At 71.2% G+C, this 24,820-nt stretch carries 22 protein-coding genes; 10 read left to right on the top strand and 12 right to left on the bottom strand.

Going from position 1 to position 24,820, the window contains the following annotated elements:
• Positions 1–6 precede the first annotated feature (6 nt).
• Positions 7–2,541, bottom strand: coding sequence for an FHA domain-containing protein (locus tag AB0412_RS34005; protein ID WP_366406464.1), 2,535 nt, complete (start codon positions 2,539–2,541; stop codon positions 7–9).
• A 241-nt stretch (positions 2,542–2,782) separates the two neighbouring features.
• Between AB0412_RS34005 and AB0412_RS34000 the strand changes: the two genes are divergently transcribed.
• Complete coding sequence (locus AB0412_RS34000) at positions 2,783–4,969, top strand: streptophobe family protein (protein ID WP_366406463.1); 2,187 nt, start codon at positions 2,783–2,785, stop codon at positions 4,967–4,969.
• A 109-nt stretch (positions 4,970–5,078) separates the two neighbouring features.
• On the top strand, positions 5,079–6,287 hold the full coding sequence (serB, locus tag AB0412_RS33995) for a phosphoserine phosphatase SerB (protein WP_366406462.1): 1,209 nt from the start codon (positions 5,079–5,081) through the stop codon (positions 6,285–6,287).
• A 96-nt stretch (positions 6,288–6,383) separates the two neighbouring features.
• Here the strand turns inward: serB and AB0412_RS33990 are convergent, their stop codons facing one another.
• The 4 genes from AB0412_RS33990 to AB0412_RS33975 form a co-directional block, all read right to left on the bottom strand.
• A complete protein-coding gene (locus tag AB0412_RS33990; RefSeq protein WP_366406461.1) occupies positions 6,384–6,902 on the bottom strand; it encodes a histidine phosphatase family protein in 519 nt (172 codons plus the stop codon).
• A 76-nt stretch (positions 6,903–6,978) separates the two neighbouring features.
• The gene (locus AB0412_RS33985; protein WP_366406460.1) at positions 6,979–7,185 is read right to left on the bottom strand and encodes a hypothetical protein; all 207 of its coding nucleotides are present in this window, start codon (positions 7,183–7,185) and stop codon (positions 6,979–6,981) included.
• A gap of 185 nt (positions 7,186–7,370) precedes the next feature.
• Positions 7,371–7,487 carry an SGM_5486 family transporter-associated protein gene (locus AB0412_RS33980; protein WP_260825721.1) on the bottom strand — a complete coding sequence of 39 codons (117 nt, stop codon included), beginning with the start codon at positions 7,485–7,487 and terminating at the stop codon, positions 7,371–7,373.
• A gap of 308 nt (positions 7,488–7,795) precedes the next feature.
• Positions 7,796–9,355, bottom strand: a complete 1,560-nt coding sequence (locus tag AB0412_RS33975) for an MFS transporter (protein ID WP_366406459.1) — start codon at positions 9,353–9,355, stop codon at positions 7,796–7,798.
• A gap of 82 nt (positions 9,356–9,437) precedes the next feature.
• Between AB0412_RS33975 and AB0412_RS33970 the strand changes: the two genes are divergently transcribed.
• Positions 9,438–10,130 carry a FadR/GntR family transcriptional regulator gene (locus tag AB0412_RS33970; protein WP_366406458.1) on the top strand — a complete coding sequence of 231 codons (693 nt, stop codon included), beginning with the start codon at positions 9,438–9,440 and terminating at the stop codon, positions 10,128–10,130.
• Here the strand turns inward: AB0412_RS33970 and AB0412_RS33965 are convergent.
• From AB0412_RS33965 to fabG, 3 genes are all read right to left on the bottom strand, one after another.
• Positions 10,108–10,479, bottom strand: a complete 372-nt coding sequence (locus tag AB0412_RS33965; protein WP_366406457.1) for a hypothetical protein — start codon at positions 10,477–10,479, stop codon at positions 10,108–10,110. The two genes, AB0412_RS33970 and AB0412_RS33965, sit on opposite strands and share 23 nt — an antisense overlap.
• Positions 10,480–10,640: 161 nt before the next feature.
• On the bottom strand, positions 10,641–11,408 hold the full coding sequence (gene fabI, locus AB0412_RS33960; protein ID WP_366406456.1) for an enoyl-ACP reductase FabI: 768 nt from the start codon (positions 11,406–11,408) through the stop codon (positions 10,641–10,643).
• A 5-nt stretch (positions 11,409–11,413) separates the two neighbouring features.
• Positions 11,414–12,118, bottom strand: a complete 705-nt coding sequence (gene fabG, locus AB0412_RS33955; protein ID WP_366406455.1) for a 3-oxoacyl-[acyl-carrier-protein] reductase — start codon at positions 12,116–12,118, stop codon at positions 11,414–11,416.
• 284 nt (positions 12,119–12,402) lie between these two features.
• Here fabG and AB0412_RS33950 point away from each other — a divergent pair, with 284 nt between their 5' ends.
• The 3 genes from AB0412_RS33950 to tyrS all read left to right on the top strand — a co-directional run bounded on the left by AB0412_RS33950 (position 12,403) and on the right by tyrS (position 16,770).
• Positions 12,403–13,959 carry a TldD/PmbA family protein gene (locus AB0412_RS33950; RefSeq protein WP_366406454.1) on the top strand — a complete coding sequence of 519 codons (1,557 nt, stop codon included), beginning with the start codon at positions 12,403–12,405 and terminating at the stop codon, positions 13,957–13,959.
• Between the two features lie 82 nt (positions 13,960–14,041).
• Positions 14,042–15,436, top strand: coding sequence for a metallopeptidase TldD-related protein (locus AB0412_RS33945; RefSeq protein WP_366406453.1), 1,395 nt, complete (start codon positions 14,042–14,044; stop codon positions 15,434–15,436).
• 65 nt (positions 15,437–15,501) lie between these two features.
• On the top strand, positions 15,502–16,770 hold the full coding sequence (gene tyrS / locus AB0412_RS33940) for a tyrosine--tRNA ligase (RefSeq protein ID WP_366406452.1): 1,269 nt from the start codon (positions 15,502–15,504) through the stop codon (positions 16,768–16,770).
• Between the two features lie 108 nt (positions 16,771–16,878).
• On the opposite strand, the gene AB0412_RS33935 is transcribed toward tyrS, so the two are convergent.
• Positions 16,879–17,157 (bottom strand): GlsB/YeaQ/YmgE family stress response membrane protein, encoded by a 279-nt coding sequence (locus AB0412_RS33935; protein WP_366406451.1) that lies wholly within the window; start codon positions 17,155–17,157, stop codon positions 16,879–16,881.
• A 165-nt stretch (positions 17,158–17,322) separates the two neighbouring features.
• Here AB0412_RS33935 and AB0412_RS33930 point away from each other — a divergent pair, with 165 nt between their 5' ends.
• Positions 17,323–17,721: a DUF3099 domain-containing protein gene (locus AB0412_RS33930; RefSeq protein WP_366406450.1), complete on the top strand. Its 399-nt coding sequence runs from the start codon at positions 17,323–17,325 to the stop codon at positions 17,719–17,721.
• A gap of 222 nt (positions 17,722–17,943) precedes the next feature.
• Positions 17,944–18,147, top strand: coding sequence for a hypothetical protein (locus AB0412_RS33925; RefSeq protein ID WP_366406481.1), 204 nt, complete (start codon positions 17,944–17,946; stop codon positions 18,145–18,147).
• 31 nt (positions 18,148–18,178) lie between these two features.
• Here the strand turns inward: AB0412_RS33925 and moaA are convergent, their stop codons facing one another.
• From moaA to AB0412_RS33910, 3 genes are all read right to left on the bottom strand, one after another.
• Complete coding sequence (gene moaA / locus AB0412_RS33920; protein ID WP_366406449.1) at positions 18,179–19,168, bottom strand: GTP 3',8-cyclase MoaA; 990 nt, start codon at positions 19,166–19,168, stop codon at positions 18,179–18,181.
• Positions 19,169–19,355: 187 nt separating this feature from the next.
• Entirely contained in the window at positions 19,356–21,005 is a 1,650-nt protein-coding gene (locus AB0412_RS33915) for a cation acetate symporter (protein ID WP_366406448.1), read from the bottom strand.
• Positions 21,002–21,358 carry a DUF485 domain-containing protein gene (locus tag AB0412_RS33910; RefSeq protein WP_366406447.1) on the bottom strand — a complete coding sequence of 119 codons (357 nt, stop codon included), beginning with the start codon at positions 21,356–21,358 and terminating at the stop codon, positions 21,002–21,004. Before AB0412_RS33910 ends, AB0412_RS33915 begins: the two co-directional genes overlap by 4 nt.
• Before the next feature lie 299 nt (positions 21,359–21,657).
• Between AB0412_RS33910 and AB0412_RS33905 the strand changes: the two genes are divergently transcribed.
• On the top strand, positions 21,658–23,187 hold the full coding sequence (locus AB0412_RS33905; RefSeq protein WP_366406446.1) for a S8 family serine peptidase: 1,530 nt from the start codon (positions 21,658–21,660) through the stop codon (positions 23,185–23,187).
• Between the two features lie 86 nt (positions 23,188–23,273).
• Positions 23,274–24,806, top strand: a complete 1,533-nt coding sequence (locus AB0412_RS33900) for a S8 family serine peptidase (RefSeq protein WP_366406445.1) — start codon at positions 23,274–23,276, stop codon at positions 24,804–24,806.
• Positions 24,807–24,820 lie beyond the last annotated feature (14 nt).

The following is a 24,820-nucleotide window of genomic DNA, read 5'->3' as shown; positions in this document are numbered from 1 at the left end:
GGCCGGTTACTTGCGCATGACCTCCGGCTCGTGGCGGCGCAGGAAGCGGGCCACGAAGAAGCCGCAGACCACGCCGATGGCGATGAGCGCGCCCATGTCCATCGCCCAGGCCCCGACCGTGTGCTCCCACAGCGGGTCGGTGTCACCGGCCGTCTCGGGCGGGCTGATCTTGTTGAAGTCCAGCGTGGCACCGGACGCGGCGACCGCCCAGCGCGACGGCATCAGGAACGAGAACTGGTTGACGCCGATCGAGCCGTGCAGCGTGAACAGACAGCCGGTGAAGACGACCTGGATGATCGCGAACATCACCAGCAGCGGCATGGTCTTCTCGGCGGTCTTCACCAGCGACGAGATGATCAGACCGAACATCATCGAGGTGAAGCCCAGCGCCATGATCGGCAGCGACAGCTCGACCAGGGTGGCGCTGCCGAGGATCAGGCCCTCCTCGGGAATCTCCCGGCTGGAGAAGCCGATCACGCCGACCATCAGGCCCTGCAGCACGGTGATCATGCCGAGCACGAAGACCTTGGACATCAGATACGCCGAGCGGGACAGGCCGGTGGCGCGCTCCCGTTCGTAGATGACCCGTTCCTTGATCAGCTCACGCACGGAGTTCGCGGCGCCGGCGAAACAGGCGCCGACCGCGAGGATCAGCAGCACCGTGGTCGCCGTGCCGTTCGGGATGATCCGGCCGGTCTGCGGGTTCGGCGGATTGGGCAGCAGGCCCTTGTCCGCGTCGATGAGCAGGCTGACCGCGCCGAGGACGGCCGGCAGGATCACCATCAGGGCGAGGAAACCCTTGTCGGAGGCGATCACCGAGACGTAGCGGCGCACCAGCGTGCCGAACTGCGACATCCAGCCCTGCGGTTTCGGCGGCTTCATCGCCTGCATCGCCGGGACCGCTACGGACTGCGGGGCGACGGCGTCGATGTCCGCGGCGTACATCTGGTAGTGCTGGGAGCCCTTCCAGCGGCCCGCCCAGTCGTAGTCGCGGTAGTTCTCGAAGGCGGAGAAGACGTCGGCCCAGGTGTCGTAGCCGAAGAAGTTCAGCGCCTCCTCGGGCGGGCCGAAGTAGGCCACGGAGCCGCCGGGCGCCATCACCAGCAGCTTGTCGCACAGCGCCAGCTCGGCCACCGAGTGCGTGACGACCAGGACGGTGCGGCCGTCGTCGGCGAGGCCGCGCAGCAGCTGCATGACGTCGCGGTCCATGCCCGGGTCGAGGCCGGAGGTCGGCTCGTCCAGGAAGATCAGCGACGGCTTGGTGAGCAGCTCCAGGGCCACGGACACGCGCTTGCGCTGGCCGCCGGACAGGGAGGTGACCTTCTTGTCCTTGTGGATGTCGAGCTTCAGCTCGCGCAGCACCTCGTCGATGCGGGCGTCACGCTCGGCGGCCGTGGTGTCGGCCGGGAAGCGCAGCTTGGCCGCGTACTTCAGGGCCTTCTTGACGGTCAGCTCCTTGTGCAGGATGTCGTCCTGCGGAACCAGACCGATGCGCTGGCGCAGCTCGGCGAACTGCTTGTAGAGGTTCCGGTTGTCGTAGAGGACCTCGCCCTGGTTGGCGGGCCGGTAGCCGGTGAGCGCCTTGAGCAGGGTGGACTTTCCGGAGCCGGACGGGCCGATGACCGCGATCAGCGACTTCTCGGGGACGCCGAAGGAGACGTCCTTGAGGATCTGCTTGCCGCCGTCCACCGTGACGGTCAGGTGGCGGGCGGAGAAGGACACCTCACCGGTGTCGACGAACTCCTCGAGCCGGTCGCCGACGATGCGGAACGTCGAGTGGCCGACGCCCACGATGTCGGTGGGACCGAGCAGCTGCGAGCCGCCCTTGGGGATCGGCTGGCCGTTGACGTAGGTGCCGTTGTGCGAGCCCAGATCGCGGATCTCCATGCGGCCGTCGGGCGTCGAGTGGAACTCCGCGTGGTTGCGGGAGACCTGGAGGTCGGAGACGACCAGATCGTTCTCCAGGGCACGGCCGATGCGCATGACGCGGCCGAGGGAGAACTGGTGGAACGTCGTCGGGCTGCGGTCGCCGTAGACCGGCGGTGCCCCCGCGCCACCACCGGGGCCCTGCTGCTGCGGGATGTGCGGCGCGGACTGCTGCGGGGCCGGCGGCTGCTGCGCCTGCTGCTGCCAGCCGGCCTGCTGCGCGGGCGGCTGCTGGTGCGGGGCCGGGGCCTGCTGGGCCCAGCCCGCGCCCTGCGCCGCGTACGGCTGCTGCGGCTGGGCCTGCGGCGTGCCGACCGGGGCGGCGAGCCCGGCCAGCTTCACGCGCGGGCCGTCGGTCGCGTTGCCCAGGTTCATCACCGTGTCGGAGCTGAGCTCCAGGTGGTGGATCCGCTGGCCCTGCACGAACGTGCCGTTGGTGCTGCCGTGGTCCTCGATGACCCAACTGCGCCCGTTGAAGCTGATCGTGGCGTGACGCCAGGAGACCCTGGCGTCGTCCAGCACGACGTCCCCCTGCGGATCGCGTCCGAGGGTGTAGGCCCTGGACGGATCGAGCGTCCAGGTCCGTCCATTCGATTCCAGTACGAGTTCCGGCACTCCATGCCCCACTGAGTTGTCCCCCGAGTTTCCCCCATCGCAGGGAGTCTAGGGATGTCGAACATCGGGGGGAACTATTTCAGGCTCGGCCCCCTGACCGAAAGTCGGGCCTTGTGAAGAGCGCGCTCCAACGCCCCCACCGTTTGTCGTTGACGGGGTGGAAACCGGGCCGGAGAGTGGTAAACCACGCGAGGGGGACATGCGCGGCCGCCTCGCCGCGCCGCGGATCGGGGGGTCTGCCATGAGTGTTGCCACAGGCGCAGGAAGCGCCGGGAGCGTGGAGGACGGCACGCGCGTGCCGTGGGTCGATGTGGTGATGTCCGCCGTGGCCGCGGTGAGCTGGGCGCTCATCGGCATGGCGGGGACGGCGGCGCTCGGGCTGCATCTGCTGGAGGCGGACTCGGCGGGCTCGCTCGGGACGATGACCGCGGCGGTGGTGGCTCTGGCGGCCGGCGGCTCGGTCACGCCGTCCGGCGATGTGTCGGCGTTCGGGCTGTCGGGGGCGGAGGCGGACACCGCGGTCGATATCACGCCACTGGGCGTGAGCCTCGTGGGCGCGCTGCTCCTGGCGTACTTCTTTCTGCGGTCCTTGCGGGCGGCGGGAGTTGTGGTGTCCCGGGCCGAACTGCTCGCGCGTGCGGGGACGGTGGTCGCGCTGTTCGTGGCGATGACGGGCGGCCTGGTATGGGCGGGTCACGATGTGATCACCCTCGACGGGGGCGCGCTGGGGCTGGACGAGCTGCCGGGCGGGGGCGGTGGCGGTGGCGGGCTCGAGATTCCGGGGCTGGGGGATCTCGGTGACGTCGGAGGGCTGCTGCCGGACCGGATCGGGGACCTCGTCGAGGCGGAGGCGGCGGTCGGTTTCACGGTGGACGCGGTGCCGACGCTGCTGGGCGGGCTCGGCTGGTCGGCCGGCGTGCTGCTCGTCGCGTTGCTGGCCTCCCGCCGTACTCCCCTGCCGCGCGGCTGGGACGCCGTGCACCGGGCCGTCCGTCCCGCGGTGTCGGCGCTCGTGACCGTGCTGCTGGTGGCGGTGGTGGCGGGTCTCGCCGCCGCCGGGTACGCGGCGATCGGCGACGACCATCCCCGGCGGATCGCCGGCGCCGCGCTGCTGGGGGCGCCGAACGGGGTGTGGCTCGGTCTGCCGCTCGGCCTGTTCGTGCCGTGGGAAGGGCGGGCGTCGGGCGCGCTGCTCGGCGTCCTGCCCGATCCGTTGGACGACCTCCTCCGCGTGGACTCCGACCAGCCGGTCACGCTGGCGCGGCTGGCCGAGCTGGACGGCCGGGTGTGGCTGCTGGCGGTGGCGGCCGCGGTGACGATGCTCCTGGCGGGTGTGCTGACCGGAGTGCGGACGCCGGTGGGGGGCGCGGAGCGCGGCGGGACGCCGCCGGGTGGCCGTGGGGGGCGGGCGCCCGGGCAGGGGGCGGACGCTGTTACGCCGGAAGGGGGCCCCGGGGCGCGGATGCCGGGGCGGGGTGTGGGGGCCTTCGTGGGGCGGTGTGCGCTGCGGCTGGGGGTCGCCACGGCGGTTGCCCTGCCGTTGCTGGCCTGGCTGACCGGCGTGTCCGTGAACGCCTCCCTCTCGGTGCTGGGCGTCGACGCCTTCGGCGCCGGCATCGACCTGCGCGGACGGCTCGGCGTCGCCCTGCTGCTGGGCGCCGCGTGGGGTGCGGGCGCGGGGGCGGCGGGGGCGTGGCTGGCCTGGGTGTGCGGTGCGGCGGGGCGGCGGGCGGTGTGGTGGGCTGCGCCGGACGGCGCGGGGCCGGTCGAGTCGGGCGGGGAGCCGGTCGAGTCGGGCGGGGGCGGCGAGACCCGGTGGCGAGCGGACGGTGCCGGGCATGGTCACCACGCCGATGCGCCGAGGTACGGCGACGCCGAGCGGCGGGCGGGGTATGCCGAGGGCTACGGACGCCGGGCGGAGCAGAGGTACGGCGACGAGCCGGGCGCCGGGCGCCCGGCAGCGCGGGGATACGGGGAGCAGGCGGTGGAGCGAGGGCACCGCGAGCAAGGGGCAGGGGACGGGACCGGACAGGGGCACGGCGAGCCCCCTCGTGGAGGGCCGGCCGGGCCGTATGCGCCGGGGGTTCCGTATCGGCCGCCCAATCCGGACACCAATCCGTATCTGAGGGTGCCGGAGGAGCTCGGGGTCGACCCGGAGCCGGGCGAGGCGGCGGACGTCGATGGCGGAGAGGCGGACGGCGACGACGTGTACGGCGCTCCTACGGTGATCGCGCCCGTCGAACCACCCCGGCGTGAGGACCGGCGCGGGGACCGGCGTGCGGACCGGCGCGGGGATCCGCAGCGTGGGCCGAGGGCGTCGGACGGGGAGCGCCGGGCGTCGCTGTGGCCGGACGAGGGGCCCCCGCCGCCGCCTCCCCCGCCGCCCGCCCCTCCCCCGAGGCCCCGGAAGCCTGACGGCGGGCGGTGAGCGCGAGGCGCGCAAGGTGCGGGACACCTGTCTGACATCCAGTGTTCGCTGTCCGCCAGGCGGACCTCGGGGGCGGAAGGCACTGGGTGCCGGATACGGTGGAAGCACCATGAGCGCATCGCAGACCTCCGACGTCCCCACCCTCCTGGTCAAGATCTTCGGCAAGGACAGGCCGGGCATCACGGCCGGCCTCTTCGACACGCTGGCCGCCTACTCCGTCGACGTGGTCGACATCGAGCAGGTCGTCACGCGTGGCCGCATCGTGCTGTGCGCGCTGGTGACCGAGCCGCAGCGGGGTCTGGAAGGGGATCTGCGGGCGACCGTCCACAGCTGGGCGGAGTCGATGAAGATGCAGGCGGAGATCATCTCCGGCATCGGCGACAACCTTCCGCGCGGCCTCGGCCGTTCCCTCGTCACGGTGCTCGGCCACCCGCTCACCTCCGAGGCGACGGCGGCGATCGCGGGGCGGATCACGGCGACCGGCGGCAACATCGACCGTATCTTCCGGCTCGCCAAGTACCCGGTGACCGCAGTGGAGTTCGCGGTGTCCGGCGTGGAGACGGAACCGCTGCGCACCGCGCTGGTGACGGACGCGGCGAAGCTCGGGGTCGACGTGGCGGTCGTCGCCGCGGGGCTGTACCGGCGGGCGCAGCGGCTGGTCGTCATGGATGTGGACTCCACGCTCATCCAGGACGAGGTGATCGAGTTGTTCGCCGCGCACGCCGGCTGCGAGGACAAGGTCGCCGAGGTGACGGCGGCCGCGATGCGCGGGGAGCTGGACTTCGAGCAGTCGCTGCACGCACGCGTGGCGCTGCTGGAGGGGCTCGACGCCTCGGTGGTGGACAAGGTGCGCAGCGAGGTGCGGCTGACACCGGGTGCCCGCACCCTGATCCGTACGCTGAAGCGCCTCGGCTACCAAGTCGGCGTGGTCTCCGGCGGGTTCACCCAGGTGACGGACGATCTGAAGGAGCGGCTGGGTCTGGACTTCGCCCAGGCCAACACCCTGGAGATCGTCGACGGGAAGCTGACCGGCCGGGTCACCGGCGAGATCGTGGACCGTGCGGGCAAGGCGCGGCTGCTGCGCCGGTTCGCGGCCGAGGCGGGCGTTCCGCTGTCGCAGACGGTGGCGATCGGCGACGGCGCCAACGATCTGGACATGCTCAACGCGGCCGGGCTCGGGGTCGCCTTCAACGCCAAGCCGGTGGTGCGCGAGGCCGCGCACACGGCGGTGAACTTCCCCTTCCTGGACACGGTTCTGTATCTGCTGGGCATCACCCGCGAAGAGGTCGAGGCGGCGGACACCCTCGACGTGGGCTGAGGGCGCCGGTCACGGTCACGGGCGTGGCAGGGGCCCGGCACCGCGTGCGGGCGTCGCGGCGCCGGGCCCCTGTCGTGTCGTGGGTTCAGGCGAGGGTCACTCGCTCGGCGCCCAGTAGTCGAGCAGGGTGGCGACGCCGGGCTCCAGGGACTTCCAGGAGCCGGTGAAGGTCAGGACGGCGAAGGCGGCGGCCGGGAAGCCGCGGCGGCTCATCCGCTCGCGGGCGTCGCCGTCGGCGGAGCCGGCCAGGATGTCGGCGAGGCCCTGGACGCCGGGGTTGTGGCCGACCAGGAGCACGTTCTGCGCGTCGTCGGGGGTTTCGTTCAGCAGGGCGATCAGTTCGCCGGGCGAGGCCTCGTAGATCCGCTCCTCGTAGACGGTCTTCGGTCGCTGCGGGAATTCCTGGACCGCGAGCTTCCAGGTCTCCCGGGTCCGGGTCGAGGTGGAGCAGAGGGCCAGATCGAAGGCGATGGCGGTGTCGGCGAGCTTGCGTCCGGCGACGGCGGCGTCCATGCGGCCCCGCTCGGCGAGCGGGCGCTCATGATCGTTCACCGGGGGCCAGTCGGCTTTCGCATGCCGGAAGAGGACAATCCTGCGGGGTTCTGCGACGCTCATGCGTCCCAGCTTCGCATGAAACAGGCCACAGGGCGCAGGGAGTTGACGGCCGCCTCCGGGGCGTCGCGCGGGCTGCTCAACGGGCTATGAGCTGCTGCACTCGCTCCACGACGTGTGTGAGGGCGGGCTCACCGGTGGCAGCGTGGGCGTCGGCGGGGTCGAGTATCAGGACGAGCAGCGTCACGAAAGCGAGCGTGGGAAGGGCGAGGGCCCACCACGGCAGCCGGCTGTCGACGCCGCCCCGGGGGGCCGGGTGGGGCCGGGTGTGCGTGCGCGCCGACATGGGGCCTCCGCTCTTCGAGTGGTCCGTGGTCCGTGACCCGCTGTTCGCGGGCACATCTCGAAGGTACGGATCGCGGGGCCCTCAACCCATCCGGTGATCCACCCACTTGACCCTGAGCCTGGCCCCCTAGGGGACAGGGGGGCTAGCACCACCCCGGCCGCCTGCGGAGCGCCGGAGTCCGGGCGTCACGGCGCGAGGATGGTCGCGATCACGCCGATGACGATGAAGATGGCGAAGAACGAGCCGAAGACGAGCAGCATCTTCTTCTGGCCGTTCTGCGGGTTCGGGTCGAGGACTGGCATGCGCCCAGTCTCGCACCCGCGCGCCGCCCTCACCGCCCCGGGGGTCCCGCCCCGGCTGCGCTGCTCGGCACACAGAGGCCCCGGGGTCGGCGCGGGCCCGGCGGCACAGCGCACAGACGCCCCCGGGTCCGCATGGACCCGGCGGCCCGGCACACAGACACCCCGCGGTCCACATAGGCCCGGCAGCGCAGCACTCAGACGCCCCGCCGTCCGCGTGGACCCGGCAGCGCAGCTCACACCCCCGGGGGTCCGCATAGGCCCGGCAGCGCAGCACACAGACGCCCCGGCGTCCGCGCGGACCCGGCGGCTCAGCTCGGGGCCGCCTCGTCCTCCACCGTGCGGTCGCGGCCCGCCAGGACGCCCACGACCATCTGCGGGATCATCAGCCCGGCCATCAGCGCGATCGGCAACCCCCAGCCGCCGCTGTGCTGGTACAGGACGCCGACCAGCAGGGGGCCGGGGATGGAGATCAGATAGCCGGTGCTCTGCGCGAAGGCCGACAGCTGGGCCACGCCCGCGCCGCTCCTGGCCCGCATCCCGACCATGGTGAGCGCGAGCGGGAAGGCGCAGTTGGCGACGCCCAGCAGCAGGGCCCAGGCCCAGGCGCCGGCGGCCGGCGCGAGGTACAGACCGGCGTACCCGGCGAGGCCGCACACGCCCAGGGCGATCACGATCGGGCCCTGGCTGGGCAGCCGGGTGGCGAGGCGGGGGATGACGAAGGCGAGGGGGACGCCCATCACCATCGTGACGGCGAGCAGCAGTCCGGCGGTGCCGGCGGGCACGCCCGCGTCGCGGAAGATCTGCGCCATCCAGCCCATGGTGATGTAGGCAGCGGTCGCCTGGAGGCCGAAGAAGACGGCCAGCGCCCAGGCGGTACGGCTGCGGGTGATGCGCAGCCGCGGCGCGGCGGCCTGCTCCCCGTGCTGCCCGTGCTGCCCGTGCTGCCCAGCGGGCCGCGGCGCGGACGAGCGCTCTCGCGCGGGGGCCTGCTGACGCGCGGCACCGGCGCGGTCCTCCGCGTGCGCCCGCTTCCCCTGTGCGTCGGCCCCTGCGTGCGCCCGCTTCCCCTGTGCGTCGGCCTCCGCATGCGCCCGGTCCCCCGGCGCGTCGGCCCCCGCTTCCTGCTCCCCCTCGCCCTGCTCCCGTGCTCGCGCCTCCCGCACCGGTGCCCGCCCGGCCGGCCCCGCCTGCCGTTCCCGTACGAACGGGATCCAGGGCAGTACGGCCGCGGCGGCGAGGGCCGCCCACAGGACGAGACCCGACTGCCAGTGCCCTCCCAGCGCGTCCGTCAGCGGCACGGTCAGCGCCGCCGCCAGTGACGTACCGAGGGCGAGGGCCATGGAGTACAGGCCGGTCATGGAGCCCACCCGGTCGGGGAACCAGCGCTTGACGATGACGGGCATCAGGACGTTGCTGACGGCGATGCCCATGAGGGCGAGGGCGCTGGCGGCCAGGAAACCGGCCGTGCCGCCCGCGAACGGGCGGATCAGCAGGCCGGCGGCGATGGCAGCCATCCCGGCGCACACCACCGCGGCCGGCCCGAAGCGGCGGGCGAGGCGCGGGGCGGTGACGCCGAAGACGGCGAAGCACAGCGGGGGCACGGAGGTGAGCAGCCCGGCCACGCTGCCGCTCATGCCGAGCCCGTCGCGGACCTCCTCGAGGAGCGCGCCGAGGCTGGTGATGGCCGGGCGGAGATTCAGCGCGGCGAGCACGATGCCGACGACGAGCAGCCGCATCGTCCACGTGCTCCACGCACGCGTGGCGGTACCTGCCGCGCCCTGCGCCTCCCGGGGGCCGGGCTCCGCCGGGGTGTGTGCGGTCGGGGACTTGATCGTCCGTATGTCTTCGCCAGCCATGACGCCCATCATAGAATCATGGGATGATTGGTTGTCCATCTCGAGGTCGCCGTGAATCGCCGCCGGGCGTCCCACTCGTGCGAAGGTGTGTGTCATGCCCCTGAGCCATCCCCGTCGCTCGGCCCTGTCCGAGCAGGTCATCGCCGCGCTGCGGGCCCAGATCACCTCGGGTGAGTGGGCGGTCGGATCCCGCATCCCGACCGAGCCGGAGCTGGTCGAGCAGCTCGGGGTGGCCCGCAATACCGTGCGCGAGGCGGTGCGTGCGCTGGCGCACAACGGGCTGCTGGACATCCGCCAGGGTTCGGGGACGTACGTCGTGGCCACCAGTGAGCTGGCGGGCGTGATGCACCGCCGCTTCGCCGAAGCCGATCCGCGGCACATCGCCGAGCTTCGTTCCACGCTGGAGTCGGCCGCGGCGCGGCTGGCCGCCGAGCGGCGCACCGAGAAGGACCTCAAGCAGCTCGACACGCTGCTGCTGCGCCGCGAGGAGGCCTGGGAGTCGGGCGACGCGGAGGCGTTCGTGACGGCGGACGCGACCTTCCATCTGGCGGTGGTGGCCGCCTCGCACAACGACGTGATGACCGCGATGTACGCGGACCTGAGCGAGGTGCTGCGGGACTGGCTGCGCGACGACGTGGGCCAGGAGCTGACCCCGGAGACGCACATGGACCACGGGCGGCTGGTGGACGCGATCCGCGCGGGTGACGCGGTGACGGCCGCCGAGGAGGCCGCCTCCTATCCGTTCGTGTGCCGTCCGGGACTGTTCAGCTCGCCCTCCGGTGGCTGATCCACGCGGAGCGGACCTCCTGCCAGCAGCGCCCCGTCAGTTTCACGGTCTGCGCCGGTTCGGCGGCCACCGCGCGGCTGTCGCTGTCCAGGTCCCACCAACGGACGCATTCCACGTGCAGGCTCACGTGGTCGATGTCCGGATAGGGGTTGTGGCAGTACGCCGTCACATGCGACCCGTCGACACGGATCCAGCACGCGGCACCGAACAGGTCGTCCGTTTCCTCGGTCTCCGTGTCGTCGGTCGTGACCCGGTCGGGCTGCACGCGCGTGTGGGCCGTCGCCTCGTACGGAAGGGCGAGCGCGACGGCGACGGCGACGGTCGCTGAGGCCAGGCGGAAAAAGCGCACAAGGGAACCTCCTCGGCCGTGCTGGGGAGGGGGAACACGCGGTGGACGCGTACCTTCACGATGCCCCGCCGGTGCCGTGCGCCGCCCGCGCTGCTGAGCCGATCGGGTGACACGCCGAGGGGCCCGCACCCGGGCGGATGCGGGCCCCTCGAAGCGCTCGGTCAGGCGCCGATGGCGTGCAGACCGCCGTCGACGTGGATGATCTCGCCGGTGGTCTTCGGGAACCAGTCGCTCAGCAGGGCGACGATGCCGCGGCCGGCCGGCTCCGGGTCCTTCAGGTCCCACTCCAGCGGGGCGCGGGTGTCCCACACGGAGGCCAGCTCGCCGAAGCCCGGGATGGACTTGGCGGCCATGGAGCCGATGGGGCCCGCGGAGATGAGGTTGCAGCGGATGTTCTGCTTGCCCAGGTCGCGCGCCATGTAGCGGCTGGTGGCCTCCAGGGCGGCCTTGGCGGGGCCCATCCAGTCGTACTGCGGCCAGGCGTACTGCGCGTCGAAGGTGAGGCCGACGACGGAGCCGCCGTTCTGCATCAGCGGCAGGCAGGCCATGGTCAGCGACTTCAGCGAGAACGCGGAGACGTGCATGGCCGTGGCGACGGACTCGAACGGGGTGTTGAGGAAGTTGCCGCCGAGCGCGTCCTGCGGCGCGAAGCCGATGGAGTGCACGACGCCGTCGAGGCCGCCGAGCTCCTCGCCGACGACGTCCGCGAGCCGGCCGAGGTGCTCCTCGTTGGTGACGTCGAGCTCGATGACCTTGGTGGGCTTGGGCAGCTTCCTGGCGATGCGCTCGGTCAGCGTGGGCCGCGGGAACGCGGTCAGGATGATCTCGGCACCCTGCTCCTGGGCCAGCTTGGCGGCGTGGAAGGCGATGGAGGACTCCATCAGCACACCGGTGATCAGGACGCGCTTGCCCTCGAGAATTCCGCTCATGGTGTTCAGTGACCCATTCCCAGTCCGCCGTCAACAGGGATGACGGCTCCAGTGATGTACGAGGCGTCGTCCGAGGCGACGAACCGCACCGTCGCGGCGATCTCCTCCGGCTGCGCGTACCGGCCGAGCGGCACCTGCGACACGATGTTCGAGCGCTGCTCCTCGGTGAGCGCCTTGGTCATGTCGGTGTCGACGAAGCCGGGCGCGACGACGTTGAAGGTGATGTTGCGCGAGCCCAGCTCACGGGCGAGGGAGCGCGCGAAGCCGACCAGGGCGGCCTTGGAGGCGGCGTAGTTGGCCTGCCCCGCGGAGCCGAGCAGCCCGACGACCGAGGAGATGAGCACGACGCGGCCCTTCTTGGCGCGCAGCATGCCGCGGTTGGCGCGCTTGACCACACGGAAGGTGCCGGTGAGGTTGGTGTCGATGACCGAGGTGAAGTCCTCCTCGGACATGCGCATCAGGAGCTGGTCCTTGGTGACACCGGCGTTGGCCACCAGGATCTCGACGGGGCCGTGCGCCTCCTCGATCTCCTTGTAGGCCTGCTCCACCTGCTCGGCGTCGGTGATGTCGCACTTGACGGCCAGGAAGCCGGCCGGCGGCTCACCCGAGCGGTACGTGATCGCGACCTTGTCGCCGGCGTCGGCGAAAGCGCGGGCGATGGCGAGGCCGATGCCCCGGTTGCCTCCGGTGACGAGAACCGAGCGGCTCAACGGATCACCCTTTCGATAGCGGTCTGGTGGCCCGCCCGAGCGCCCGGACGACAGGCGGCGATGACAGGCGGCTTCACCGAAAACCTATCGGTCGAGGTCCGCCGGGGAACATTCGGGCACCGACAGTGGCCGACGGGTCGCTCTGTCGGGTCCCTACAGAAAGCACCGGGCTCCCGGCACAAACCTGTGGTCCGGCACCGGCCGACGCGACATGATGCGCAGCGACGACCTTGTACAGCAGGACAGCCGACATCACGAGCGAAGACCGACAGGAAGAGACGTAGGTGCCTCATAGCATTGACGAAGCCTTCACGGCCCTGCCCCTGCGCGCCCTCGCCGACGCCGCGCTCGCACGCGCGCGGGCGCTCGGGGCCGAGCACGCGGACTTCCGCCTGGAGCGGGTGCGCAACGCGTCCTGGCGGTTCCGGGACGCCAAGCCCGCGGGGTCGTCGGACACCACCGACCTCGGGTACGCGGTGCGGGTGGTGCACGGCGGGACGTGGGGGTTCGCCTCCGGCGTGGATCTGACCCTGGACGCCGCCGCCAAGGTCGCCTCGCAGGCGGTGGCCATGGCGAAGCTGTCCGCACAGGTGATCAAGGCCGCTGGATCGGGCGTGGGGGCACCTCCCACGCCTTTCGGGCAGTGGGGGAGCGTGGAGCTGGCCGACGAGCCGGTGCACGCCGACAAGACGTGGGTGTCGTCGTACGAGATCGATCCGTTCAGCGTGCCCGACTCGGAGAAGGCCGGGCTGCTGGCCGAGTGGAGCGCGCGGCTGCTCCGGGCGAGCGGGGTGGACCATGTGGACGCCTCGCTGCTCACCGTGCACGAGAACAAGTTCTACGCCGACACGGCCGGCACGGTGACCACCCAGCAGCGGGTCCGGCTGCACCCGGTGTTCACGGCGGTGGCGGTGGACGAGTCGAGCGGTGAGTTCGACTCCATGCGCACCCTCGCGCCGCCCGTCGGCCGTGGCTGGGAGTATCTGAAGGGCACCGGCTGGGACTGGGACGAGGAGCTGGAGCGGATCCCGGAGCTGCTCGCCGAGAAGATGCGCGCGCCGAGCGTCGAGCCGGGGCTGTACGACCTGGTGGTCGACCCGTCCAACCTGTGGCTGACCATCCACGAGTCCATCGGGCACGCCACCGAACTGGACCGCGCCCTCGGCTACGAGGCGGCCTACGCCGGCACCTCCTTCGCCACCTTCGACCTGCTCGGCAAGCTCCGCTACGGCTCGGAGCTGATGAACGTCACCGGCGACCGCACCGCCGAGCACGGCCTCGCCACCGTCGGCTACGACGACGAGGGCGTCGAGGCGCAGTCCTGGGACCTGGTGCGGGACGGCACCCTGGTCGGCTACCAGCTGGACCGGCGGATCGCGAGGCTGACCGGCTTCGAGCGTTCGAACGGGTGCGCCTTCGCCGACTCCCCCGGGCATGTGCCGGTGCAGCGCATGGCCAATGTGTCCCTGCGGCCGGATCCGGCCGGGATGTCGACCGAGGATCTGATCGGGGGTGTCGACCGGGGCATCTACGTGGTCGGCGACCGCTCGTGGAGCATCGACATGCAGCGCTACAACTTCCAGTTCACCGGGCAGCGCTTCTACCGGATCGAGAACGGGCGGCTCGCGGGGCAGCTGCGGGACGTCGCCTACCAGGCCACGACCACCGACTTCTGGGGCTCCATGGCCGCCGTCGGCGGGCCGCAGACCTACGTGCTGGGCGGCGCCTTCAACTGCGGCAAGGCCCAGCCGGGCCAGGTGGCGGCGGTCTCGCACGGCTGTCCGTCCGCCCTCTTCAAGGGAGTCAACATTCTCAACACAACGCAGGAGGCCGGGCGATGAACGTCAGCATCGGTATCGGCCGGGGGTCCGGGGGTTGCCCCCCGGAAAAGCACAGCCTCAACACCACGCAGGAGGCCGGTCGATGAGCGCGCGTCCCACCAAGCCGCACGAGATCGTCGAGCGCGCTCTGGAGCTGTCCCGTGCCGACGGCTGCGTCGTGATCGCCGACGAGCAGTCGAGCGCCAATCTGCGCTGGGCGGGCAACGCGCTGACGACGAACGGTGTCACGCGCGGGCGCACGCTCACCGTGATCGCCACGGTGGACGGCAGGGAGGGCACCGCCTCGGGCGTGGTGTCCCGTTCCGCCGTGACGATGGACGAGCTGGAGCCGCTGGTGCGGGCCGCCGAGGCCGCCGCGCGTGGTGCCGGTCCGGCGGAGGACGCGCAGCCGCTGGTCACGGGGGTGGCCGAGTCCCCCGAGTTCACCGAGGCGCCCGCGGAGACCTCCTCCGCCGTGTTCGGCGACTTCGCGCCGGCGCTCGGTGAGGCGTTCGCACGCGCGCGTGCGGGCGGCCGGGAGCTGTACGGCTTCGCCAACCACGAGCTGGTCTCCAGCTACCTGGGTACGTCCACGGGGCTGCGTCTGCGGCACGACCAGCCCAACGGGACGCTGGAGATCAACGCCAAGTCGCCGGACCGTACGCGGTCGGCGTGGGCGGGGCGTTCCACGCGGGACTTCAAGGACGTCGACCCGGCGGCGCTCGACGCCGAGCTGGCGGTGCGGCTGGGCTGGGCCGAGCGGCGGCTCGAGCTGCCCGCGGGCCGGTACGAGACGCTGCTGCCGCCGACGGCGGTCGCGGATCTGCTGATCTACCAGCTGTGGTCGGCCTCCGGGCGGGACGCGGCCGAGGGCCGCACCGTGTTCTCCAAGCCGGGCGGCGGCACCCGCGTCGGCGAGAAGCTGACCGAGCTGCCGCTGACACTGCGCAGCGACCCGAACGAGCCGGGGCTGGAGTCGGCGCCCTTCGTGATCGCGCACTCCTCGGGCGGCGACCAGTCGGTGTTCGACAACGGGCTGCCGCTGACGGCCACCGACTGGGTGCGCGAGGGCGAGCTGAACCGGCTGACGACGAGCAGGCACAGCGCGGCCCTGACCGGGCTTCCGGTGACGCCGGCGATCGACAACCTGATCCTCGACGGGGGCGAGGACCGCTCCCTGGAGGAGATGGTCGCGGCGACCGAGCGGGGGCTGCTGCTGACGTGTCTGTGGTACATCCGCGAGGTCGACCCGGCGACGCTGCTGCTCACCGGGCTGACCCGGGACGGCGTCTACCTCGTCGAGAACGGCGAGGTCACCGGCGAGGTCAACAACTTCCGGTTCAACGAGTCGCCGGTGGACCTGCTGGGCCGGGCCACCGAGGCGGGCCGCACGGAGAAGACGCTGCCGAGGGAGTGGGGCGACTGGTTCACCAGGGCGGCGATGCCCGCGCTGCGCGTCCCCGATTTCAATATGAGCTCTGTCAGCCAGGGCGTATAACCTCGTAGGCGTCGTAATCGGCTGTCACCCGACCGGCCGAAGATCATCGAGGAGACACGAGAACCGTGACGGACATCGTCGACGAGCTGAAGTGGCGCGGCGTGATCGCCCTGTCCACTGACGAGGACGCTTTGCGCAAGGCGCTCGCGGACGGTCCCGTCACGTTCTATTGCGGTTTCGACCCGACCGCGGCCAGCCTGCACGTCGGCCATCTGGTCCAGGTCCTCACCATGCGCCGCCTCCAGCAGGCGGGCCTGCGTCCGCTGGCGCTGGTCGGCGGCGCGACGGGCCAGATCGGCGACCCGCGCCCGACGGCCGAGCGCACGCTGAACGATCCGGAGACGGTCGCGAACTGGGTGAACCGGCTGCGCGCGCAGATCGAGCCCTTCCTCTCCTTCGAGGGCGACAACGCCGCGACGATGGTGAACAACCTGGACTGGACGGCCGGCATGTCGGCCATCGAGTTCCTGCGGGACATCGGCAAGCACTTCCGCGTCAACAAGATGCTGACGAAGGACTCGGTCGCCCGGCGTCTGGAGTCCGCCGAGGGCATCAGCTACACGGAGTTCAGCTACCAGCTGCTGCAGGGCATGGACTTCCTGGAGCTGTACCGGCGCTACGGCTGCACGCTCCAGCAGGGTGGCAGCGACCAGTGGGGCAACCTCACGGCGGGTCTTGACCTGATCCACAAGCTGGAGCCGCACGCGAACGTGCACGCGCTGGCGACCCCGCTGATGACCAAGGCGGACGGCACCAAGTTCGGCAAGACCGAGGGCGGCGCCGTCTGGCTCGACCCGGAGATGACGACGCCGTACGCGTTCTACCAGTTCTGGCTGAACGCGGACGACCGGGACATCTCGACGTACATGCGGATCCTGTCCTTCAAGTCCCGTGAGGAGCTGGAGGAGCTGGAGCGGCAGACGCAGGAGCGTCCGCAGGCGCGGGCCGCACAGCGTGCGCTGGCGGAGGAGCTGACGACGCTGGTGCACGGCGCGGAGCAGACGGCCGCCGTGATCGCCGCGTCCCGGGCGCTGTTCGGCCAGGGTGAGCTGGCGGAGCTGGACGAGCGGACGCTGGCGGCGGCGCTCTCCGAGGTCCCGCACATCCAGGTGGCCGAGCTCGGTCCCGTCGTCGACCTGTTCGCCGAGGTGGGTCTGGTGGCGAGCAAGTCGGCCGCGCGGCGCACGGTGAAGGAGGGCGGTGCCTACGTGAACAACGTCAAGGTCACCGCGGAGGACGAGGTCCCCGCGAAGGAGGACCTGCTGCACGGGCGGTGGCTGGTGCTGCGCCGGGGCAAGAAGAACCTGGCCGCGGTGGAGGTCACCGGCGGCTGAGCAGCCGGCACAGTCTCAGGGCAGGGGCGGCTTCCGGTGAGCACCGGGGGCCGTCCCTGCGTCGTGCGGGCGCTGCCGTGCGGGGTGCTGCCGTGCGGGGCGGCTGTCTCAGGTCCGTTGTTTCTTGCCGCCGCGGACCTGCATGTACAGCGCGTCGACCAGGGCCACGATGATCACGGCGGCCACGACCTGGAAGATGTGCCGGCTCCAGTCGATGCCCGGGGTCTCGTCGACACCGAAGCCGCGCGCCACCGCGTTGCCCACGATGGCGCCGAGGATGCCGCCGATCGTGGTCAGCCACAGAGGGCTGTGCTGCTTGCCGGGAATGATCGCCTTGGCGATCAGACCGAGCACGAATCCCACGATGATGGCCCACAACCAGCCCATTGCTGCCTCCTCGTACCGCTTGACGTGAGCAGTACCGCCAGTGTCGGTCCAGTCCCCCTGCGCCGCACGTCGGGAGTGCCGCGCAGGAGGTGACCCGGTCTCGTGGGCGGCGGCGACGCGGCGTAACGTGGTGCTGTTCTCCGATGCGGGCGGATGGTGAATGTGATGCGGAAACAGCATGGCGGTGGCGGCGCCCAGGTGTTCCGGATCACCGGTGCGCGGGCGGGCCTCCAGGAGGACGTACGCGCGCGGCAGCGCCGGTACGTCATCTCGATGACCGTCCGTACGATCTCGGTCATCCTCGCCGCGACGCTCTGGAACGTGGAGCGGCATGTCGCGATCGTGGCGCTGGTCCTCGGTGCGGTGCTGCCGTACATCGCGGTGGTGATCGCCAATGCCGGGCGTGAGAACGCGCCGTCGATGCCGTCGACCTTCGTCACGGCGCCGATGCGACCCATGATCGCGCCGCCGCGGACGAATGACGGCGCGGCGGAGCCGGGCGCGGAAGATCTGGCGTCCGAGCCGACGCCGGGCGCACGAACGGAGCGGCCCGAGCGGTCGTGAGACGAGGGGGCCAGGGCCCCGGCGGGCTCAAGCGGAAGTCACTTCCCCGCCAAGCTCAAGAAAAGCTCAGATCAATCATGCTCTTTCGGTGCCGGGGGTGGGGTGAGCCGTGACATACTTCGTACGCGCTCCGCATCCCCCGTCGGAGCGACGGACCGACGCCGGGCAGCTCCCCCCGTGGCTGCTCGGCGTCGCCTTTTCCCGGGATAGGCTCGGCGTGTGATGCCGATCTGCTCCGCCAAGGGTTGCCGTGCCGACGCTGTCTGGGTGCTTGCCTGGAACAACCCGAAGATCCATACGCCGGAGCGGCGCAAGACGTGGCTCGCGTGCGAGGAGCACCGGGAGCATTTGTCGCAGTTTCTCGGGGTGCGGGGGTTCTTGAAGGACGTCGTCGCCCTGGAGGAGTGGGAAGCGCGGGGGGCTTGAGGGTTCCCCGCGCCCCTGAGCGGCGTTGCAGCTAGCCGCCGATTGCGGACATGGGCCGGTCCGGCTGGACGAAGGACGGGTCGTCCAGGCCCGCGCCCGCCTTCTTGCCCCACATGGCCTGCTTCCAGAGCGCGGCGATTTCCTCGTCGGCGGCGCCCGAGCGCAGGGCTGCCCGCAGGTCGGTCTCCTCCGTGGCGAACAGGCAGGTGCGTATCTGGCCGTCTGCTGTCAGGCGGGTGCGGTCGCAGGCGGAGCAGAAGGGGCGGGTGACCGAGGCGATGACGCCGACCACGTGCGGGCCGCCGTCGACCAGCCAGCGCTCCGCCGGGGCCGAGCCGCGCTTCTCCTCGCCCTCGGGGGTCAGCTCGAAGCGGGTGCGCAGGGAGGCGAGGATGTCCCCGGCGGTGATCATGCCGTCGCGCTTCCAGCCGTGCTGGGCGTCCAGGGGCATCTGCTCGATGAAGCGGAGCTCGTAGTCGTGCTCCACGGCCCAGGCGAGCAGGTCGGGGGCCTCGTCGTCGTTGAGCCCCGGCATCAGGACGGAGTTGACCTTGACGGGGGTGAGGCCGGCCTCGCGGGCGGCGTACAGGCCGTCGAGGACGTCCTTGTGGCGGTCCCGCCGGGTGAGGGTCTTGAAGACGTCGGGGCGGAGCGTGTCGAGGGAGACGTTGACCCGGTCCAGGCCCGCCTCCTTCAGAGCGGCGGCGGTGCGCCTGAGGCCGATGCCGTTGGTGGTGAGGGACATCTGCGGGCGGGGCTCCAGGGCGGCGACGCGCTCGACGATGCCGACCAGCCCGGGGCGCAGCAGGGGCTCGCCGCCGGTGAAGCGGACCTCCTCGATCCCGAGGGAGGTGACCGCGATGTCGATGAGGCGGACGATCTCGTCGTCCGTGAGCAGGTCGGGCTTGGCCAGCCACTGCAGGCCCTCCTCGGGCATGCAGTAGGTGCACCGCAGATTGCAGCGGTCGGTCAGCGAGACCCTCAGGTCGGTGGCCACTCGGCCGTAGGTGTCGATGAGCACCGGGCCTCCTCCCTCGCCATGGATCGCGTGGATCCGCGTGGATCACTTGTCCGACTACCTGCGAGCCTACGTGACGCCACCGACAACCCACAGCGGCCCGATGTGACGAGAAGCCGAACGGCCGCGTCGTAGGGACCTACAGGTCCCGGTGACGCGGCCGTTCGTGCCGATGGACGGACGGGACGGGTCAGTGCGCGCCCGTGCCGGTCAGCGACCGGACCTCCAGCTCCGCGTACTTCTTGACGTCGGGCTCCTCCTTGGACAGGACGGTGCCGAGCCAGCCCATCAGGAAGCCGAACGGGATGGAGATGATGCCCGGGTTCTTCAGCGGGAACCAGGCGAAGTCGACGTCGGGGAACATCGCCTTGGGGTCGCCGGAGACGACGGGCGAGAACAGCACCAGGCCGACGGCGACGATGAGACCGCCGTAGATCGACCACAGCGCGCCCTGGGTGGTGAACCGCTTCCAGAACAGGCTGTAGAGAATGGTCGGCAGGTTCGCGGACGCGGCGACCGCGAAGGCGAGCGCGACCAGGCCGGCCACGTTGAGGTCGCGGGCGAGGGCACCCAGGCCGATGGAGACGACGCCGATGAAGACGGTCGCCCAGCGGGCCGCGCGGACCTCCTCGGCGCCGGTGGCCTTCCCCTTGCGGATGACGTTCGCGTAGATGTCGTGCGCGAAGGAGGACGACGAGGCGAGGGTGAGTCCCGCGACCACGGCGAGGATGGTGGCGAAGGCGACGGCGGAGATGGTGGCGAGGAGGATCGCGCCCCAGGCCGAGTCGACGCCGCCCAGGTGCAGGGCGAGCAGGGGCGCTGCCGTGTTGCCGGACGGGTTGGAGGCGATGATCTCGTCCTGGGAGATCAGCGCGGCGGCGCCGAAGCCGAGGGCGATGGTCATCAGGTAGAAGCCGCCGATGATGCCGATGGCCCAGTTCACGGACTTACGGGCGGCCTTGGCGTTGGGCACCGTGTAGAAGCGGATCAGGATGTGCGGCAGACCGGCGGTGCCGAGCACCAGGGCGATGCCGAGGGAGATGAAGTCCAGCTTGGAGGTGCCGGTCGCGCCGTACTGGAGGCCGGGCTCCAGGAAGGCGGCGCCCTTGCCGCTGTTCTCGGCGGCCGTGCCGAGCAGGTCGGAGATGTTGAAGTTGAACTTCAGCAGCACCAGGAAGGTGATGAGGATCGTGCCGCCGATCAGCAGCACGGCCTTGATCATCTGGACCCAGGTGGTGCCCTTCATGCCGCCGATGGAGACGTACACGATCATCAGGACGCCGACCAGGGCGACGATGAGGATCTTGCCGGCGTCGGAGGTGATGCCGAGCAGCAGCGAGACGAGGACGCCGGCGCCCGCCATCTGGGCCAGCAGGTAGAAGATCGACACGACGATGGTGGAGGTGCCGGCGGCGGTGCGCACGGGACGCTGGCGCATGCGGTAGGCGAGGACGTCGCCCATGGTGTAGCGGCCGGAGTTGCGCAGCGGCTCGGCGACCAGGAGAAGGGCGACGAGCCAGGCGACGAGGAAGCCGATGGAGTACAGGAAGCCGTCGTAGCCGAACAGGGCGATGGCGCCGGCGATGCCGAGGAACGACGCGGCGGACATGTAGTCGCCGGAGACGGCGAGGCCGTTCTGGAAGGCGCTGAACTGGCGTCCGCCGGCGTAGAAGTCGGCGGCGTCCTTGGTCTGGCGGCCCGCCCAGACGGTGATGCCGAGGGTCGCGACGACGAACAGGGCGAACAGCGTGATGATGAGCGGCCGGTGCTCGCTCGCCTCGTTCGCGGCGACGGTGACCTCGTTCGCGGCGAGGGTGACGTGGGTGATCGCGGGGCTCATGCGCCGCCCTCCATACGGGTCTTGATGGCCTCGGCCTTGGGGTCGAGCTTGGCGGCGGCGTGCCGGGAGTACCACCAGGCGATGAGGAACGTCGTGACGAACTGCAGCACGCCGAAGACGAAGGCGACGTTGATGTTGCCGAACAGCTTGGTGCCCATGAAGCCGCCCGCGTAGTTCGACAGCAGGACGTACAGCAGGTACCAGGCGATGAACGCGACGGTCAGCGGGAAGGCGAAGGAGCGGTAGGAGCGGCGCAGTTCACCGAACTCCGCGCTCTCCTGCACCTCGGTGAACTCCTCCGGGGTGGGGAGTTTGTGTTGTTCTGTCGAGGGGGGCGGTGCTTCGGCGGCCACGGAGTCTCCTCGCGTTGCGGGTTCGGTCGGGTCGGGACGGAAGGCGAGTGTCCTCGCGCTTCCTGCACAAGGGCACGGCGCGACACGAGGACCGGTTCAACCGGGTTCGCTTCTTTCCGGAAGACGTAACGCGACACTTCCCCGAGAGGTTCGGGGCCACGTTTGTGAAGTCCTGCGGGGAAAACGTTGTGGGGCGGCAACATCGCCGGATAGCTTCACCCTGCACCACCCCGTCATGTACCTGCCCGAGCCCACCTGTGCCTCGGGCCGGTTTCGTTTCCGGATGATGTGGAGACCCCATGGCTCATCTGCGTTCCAGACGCCGACTCGCCCTCGCCGTGCCCGTCGTGCTGTCCCTGACCGCCTCGCTGGGCTTCCTGCCGGCGACGGCGTCGGCGGCACCGCAGCAGGCGGCGGCCGAACAGGCGGCGGACGCGTCCACCCTGGCGTACGTGGTCAACACCAAGGTGGACCGTCGCACCATCGCGTCGGTGCAGAAGGCGATCGCGGCGGCGGGCGGGACCGTCGTGGTCACGTACGACAAGATCGGTGTGATCGTCGTCCACTCGGCGGACCCGGACTTCGCCACGAAGATACGGGCCGTGAAGGGGGTCCAGTCGGCGGGTGCCACGCGGACCGCGCCGCTGCAGGCCGCCGGGACGACGGACGAGGGTGCCGCCGACTATGTGACGGCCGCCGAGGCCGCGCGCACCAAGGCCGCCTCCGCCGAGGTGCCGGGCAGCGAGCCCCTCGAGGCCGACCAGTGGGACCTGCGCGCGATCGGCGCCGACAAGGCCGCCCGGATCAACCCGGGCAGCTCCAAGGTGACCGTCGCCGTCATCGACACCGGCGTCGACGACACCCACCCGGATCTCGCCCCGAACTTCTCCAAGTCGCAGTCCGCGAACTGCGCGGGCGGGGTCGCGGACACCAGCGAGGGCGCCTGGCGGCCGTACACCCCGCAGGACTACCACGGCACCCACGTGGCCGGTGAGATCGCCGCGGCCCGCAACGGCGTCGGCGTGGCCGGTGTCGCGCCCGGGGTGAAGGTCTCCGGCATCCAGGTGACCGACCCGAAGAACGGCCTCTTCTACGCGGAGAGCGTCGTCTGCGCCTTCGTGTTCGCCGCCGACCACGGCGTGGAGATCACCAACAACAGCTACTACGTCGACCCGTGGCTGTACAACTGCATGGACGACCCCGACCAGCGGGCCATCGTCGACGCGGTCAACCGGGCCCAGCTGTACGCCCAGAAGAAGGGCACCCTGCACCTGGCGTCCGCGGGCAACTCCAACCACGACCTCGACGCGGACGCGATCGTGGACGACTCCAGCCCGAACGACACCACGCCGGTCGAGCGCACCATCGACCCGCACGAGTGCTACGACGTGCCGACCCAGCTGCCGGGCGTGGTCACGGTCAGCGCGACGGGCGTGCACAACCTCAAGTCGTACTACTCGTCGTACGGCAACGGAGTGGTGGACGTGGCCGCGCCGGGCGGCGACCGGCGCTACCAGCTGCCGGACACCCCGTCGAAGGACGGGCGGATCCTGTCCACCATGCCGAACGGCGAGTACGCCTTCCTGCAGGGCACCTCGATGGCCTCGCCGCACGCGGCCGGTGTCGCCGCGCTGCTGAAGTCCAAGCACCCGTGGGCGCCCCCGGCGGCGCTCCAGGCGCTGCTGAAGGCGCAGGCGAACAACCCGGGCTGCCCGGCGTCCTACGACCAGGACGGCGACGGCACGCAGGACGCGACGTGCGAGGGCGGCAGCCGGGTCAACGGCTTCTACGGCTTCGGCATCGTCGACGCGCTGCGCGCGGTCAAGTGAGCCCGTCTCCTCAGGCTCTCCCGCATCCGGGAGAGCCAGGGAAGTTCCCGCACCACTGCTCGTTCCGTGATCGAACTGGAGACTCCATGACAGCGTCTCACCCGCGCTACCGCCGTGCCCTCGTGATCCCGGCCGGGATGGCCATGGCGACCGCGCTGGCGTTCCTGCCGAACACCGCGGCCACGGCCGCCCCGGCGGCCGACGAGCCCACCGCGGCCGCCACCGACGGCACTCCGCTCAGCTATGTCGTCAACGTCAGCGGCGGGCACGGCGCTTCGGCGCACGTGAAGAAGGCGATCGGCAAGGCCGGCGGCACCGTGGTGGCGTCGTACGACAAGATCGGCGTGATCGTCGCGCACTCCTCGAACGCCGAATTCGCGAAGACCATGCGCACCGTGCGCGGGGTGCAGTCGGCCGGTGCCACCCGCACCGCGCCGCTGCCGTCGGCGGCCACCACCGACCTGGGCGCCCCGAAGGTGCTCAGCGCCGCGGAGGTCGCCGAGGCGGAGTCCGAGGCCGCGGCGGGGCAGGATCCGCTCCAGGGGCTGCAGTGGGACCTGCCCGCCATCAAGGCGGACAAGGCGCACGAGAAGTCGCTGGGCAGCTCGAAGGTCACCGTCGCCGTCATCGACACCGGCGTCGACGACACCCACCCCGACATCGCGCCCAACTTCGACCGGGCCGCGTCGGTCAACTGTGTGTCGGGCAAGCCGGACACCAGCGAGGGCGCCTGGCGTCCGGGCCCGTCGGAGAGCCCGCACGGCACGCACGTGGCCGGTGAGATCGCCGCCGCCAAGAACGGCGTCGGCATGACCGGTGTCGCGCCGGGCGTGAAGGTCTCGGGCATCAAGGTGTCCAACCCGGACGGCTTCTTCTACACGGAGGCCGTGGTGTGCGGCTTCATGTGGGCGGCCGAGCACGGGGTCGACGTGACCAACAACAGCTATTACACCGACCCCTGGTACTTCAACTGCAAGAACGACCCGGACCAGAAGGCGCTCGTCGAGGCCGTCACCCGGGCGTCGAAGTACGCCGAGCGCAAGGGCGCGGTCAACGTGGCCGCGGCCGGCAACGAGAACTACGACCTCGCGGCCGACGAGATCACCGACCCGGTCTCCCCGAACGACTCCACTCCGTCGGACCGGGTGATCGACCCGTCCGAGTGCCTCGACATACCGACCCAGCTGCCGGGGGTCGTGACGGTCGCGGCGACCGGCGCCAAGGGCCTGAAGTCGTCGTTCTCCAACCACGGTCTGGGTGTCATCGACATCGCCGCGCCCGGCGGCGACTCGACGGCGTACCAGAAGCCGGAGCCGCCCGCGACGAGCGGTCTGATCCTGGGCACGCTGCCCGGCGGCAAGTGGGGCTACATGGCGGGTACGTCGATGGCGTCCCCGCATGTCGCGGGTGTCGCCGCGCTCATCAAGTCGACGCATCCGTACGCCCCGCCGGCGCTGGTGAAGGCCCTGCTGTACGGGCAGGCCGACGCCACGCCGTGCACGGACCCGTACGACATCAACGGCGACGGCAAGGTCGACGCGGTGTGCGAGGGGCCGAAGAACCGCAACGGCTTCTACGGCTGGGGCATGACCGACGCGCTGGACGCGGTCACGCGGTAGCCGTTCCGGAGCGG

Source organism: Streptomyces sp. NPDC052012 (assembly GCF_040689265.1).
In the GTDB taxonomy this organism is placed as follows: Bacteria; Actinomycetota; Actinomycetes; order Streptomycetales; family Streptomycetaceae; genus Streptomyces.
The sequence above is the reverse complement of the archived record's forward strand: the minus strand, read 5'-3'. Positions and strand labels throughout refer to the sequence as shown.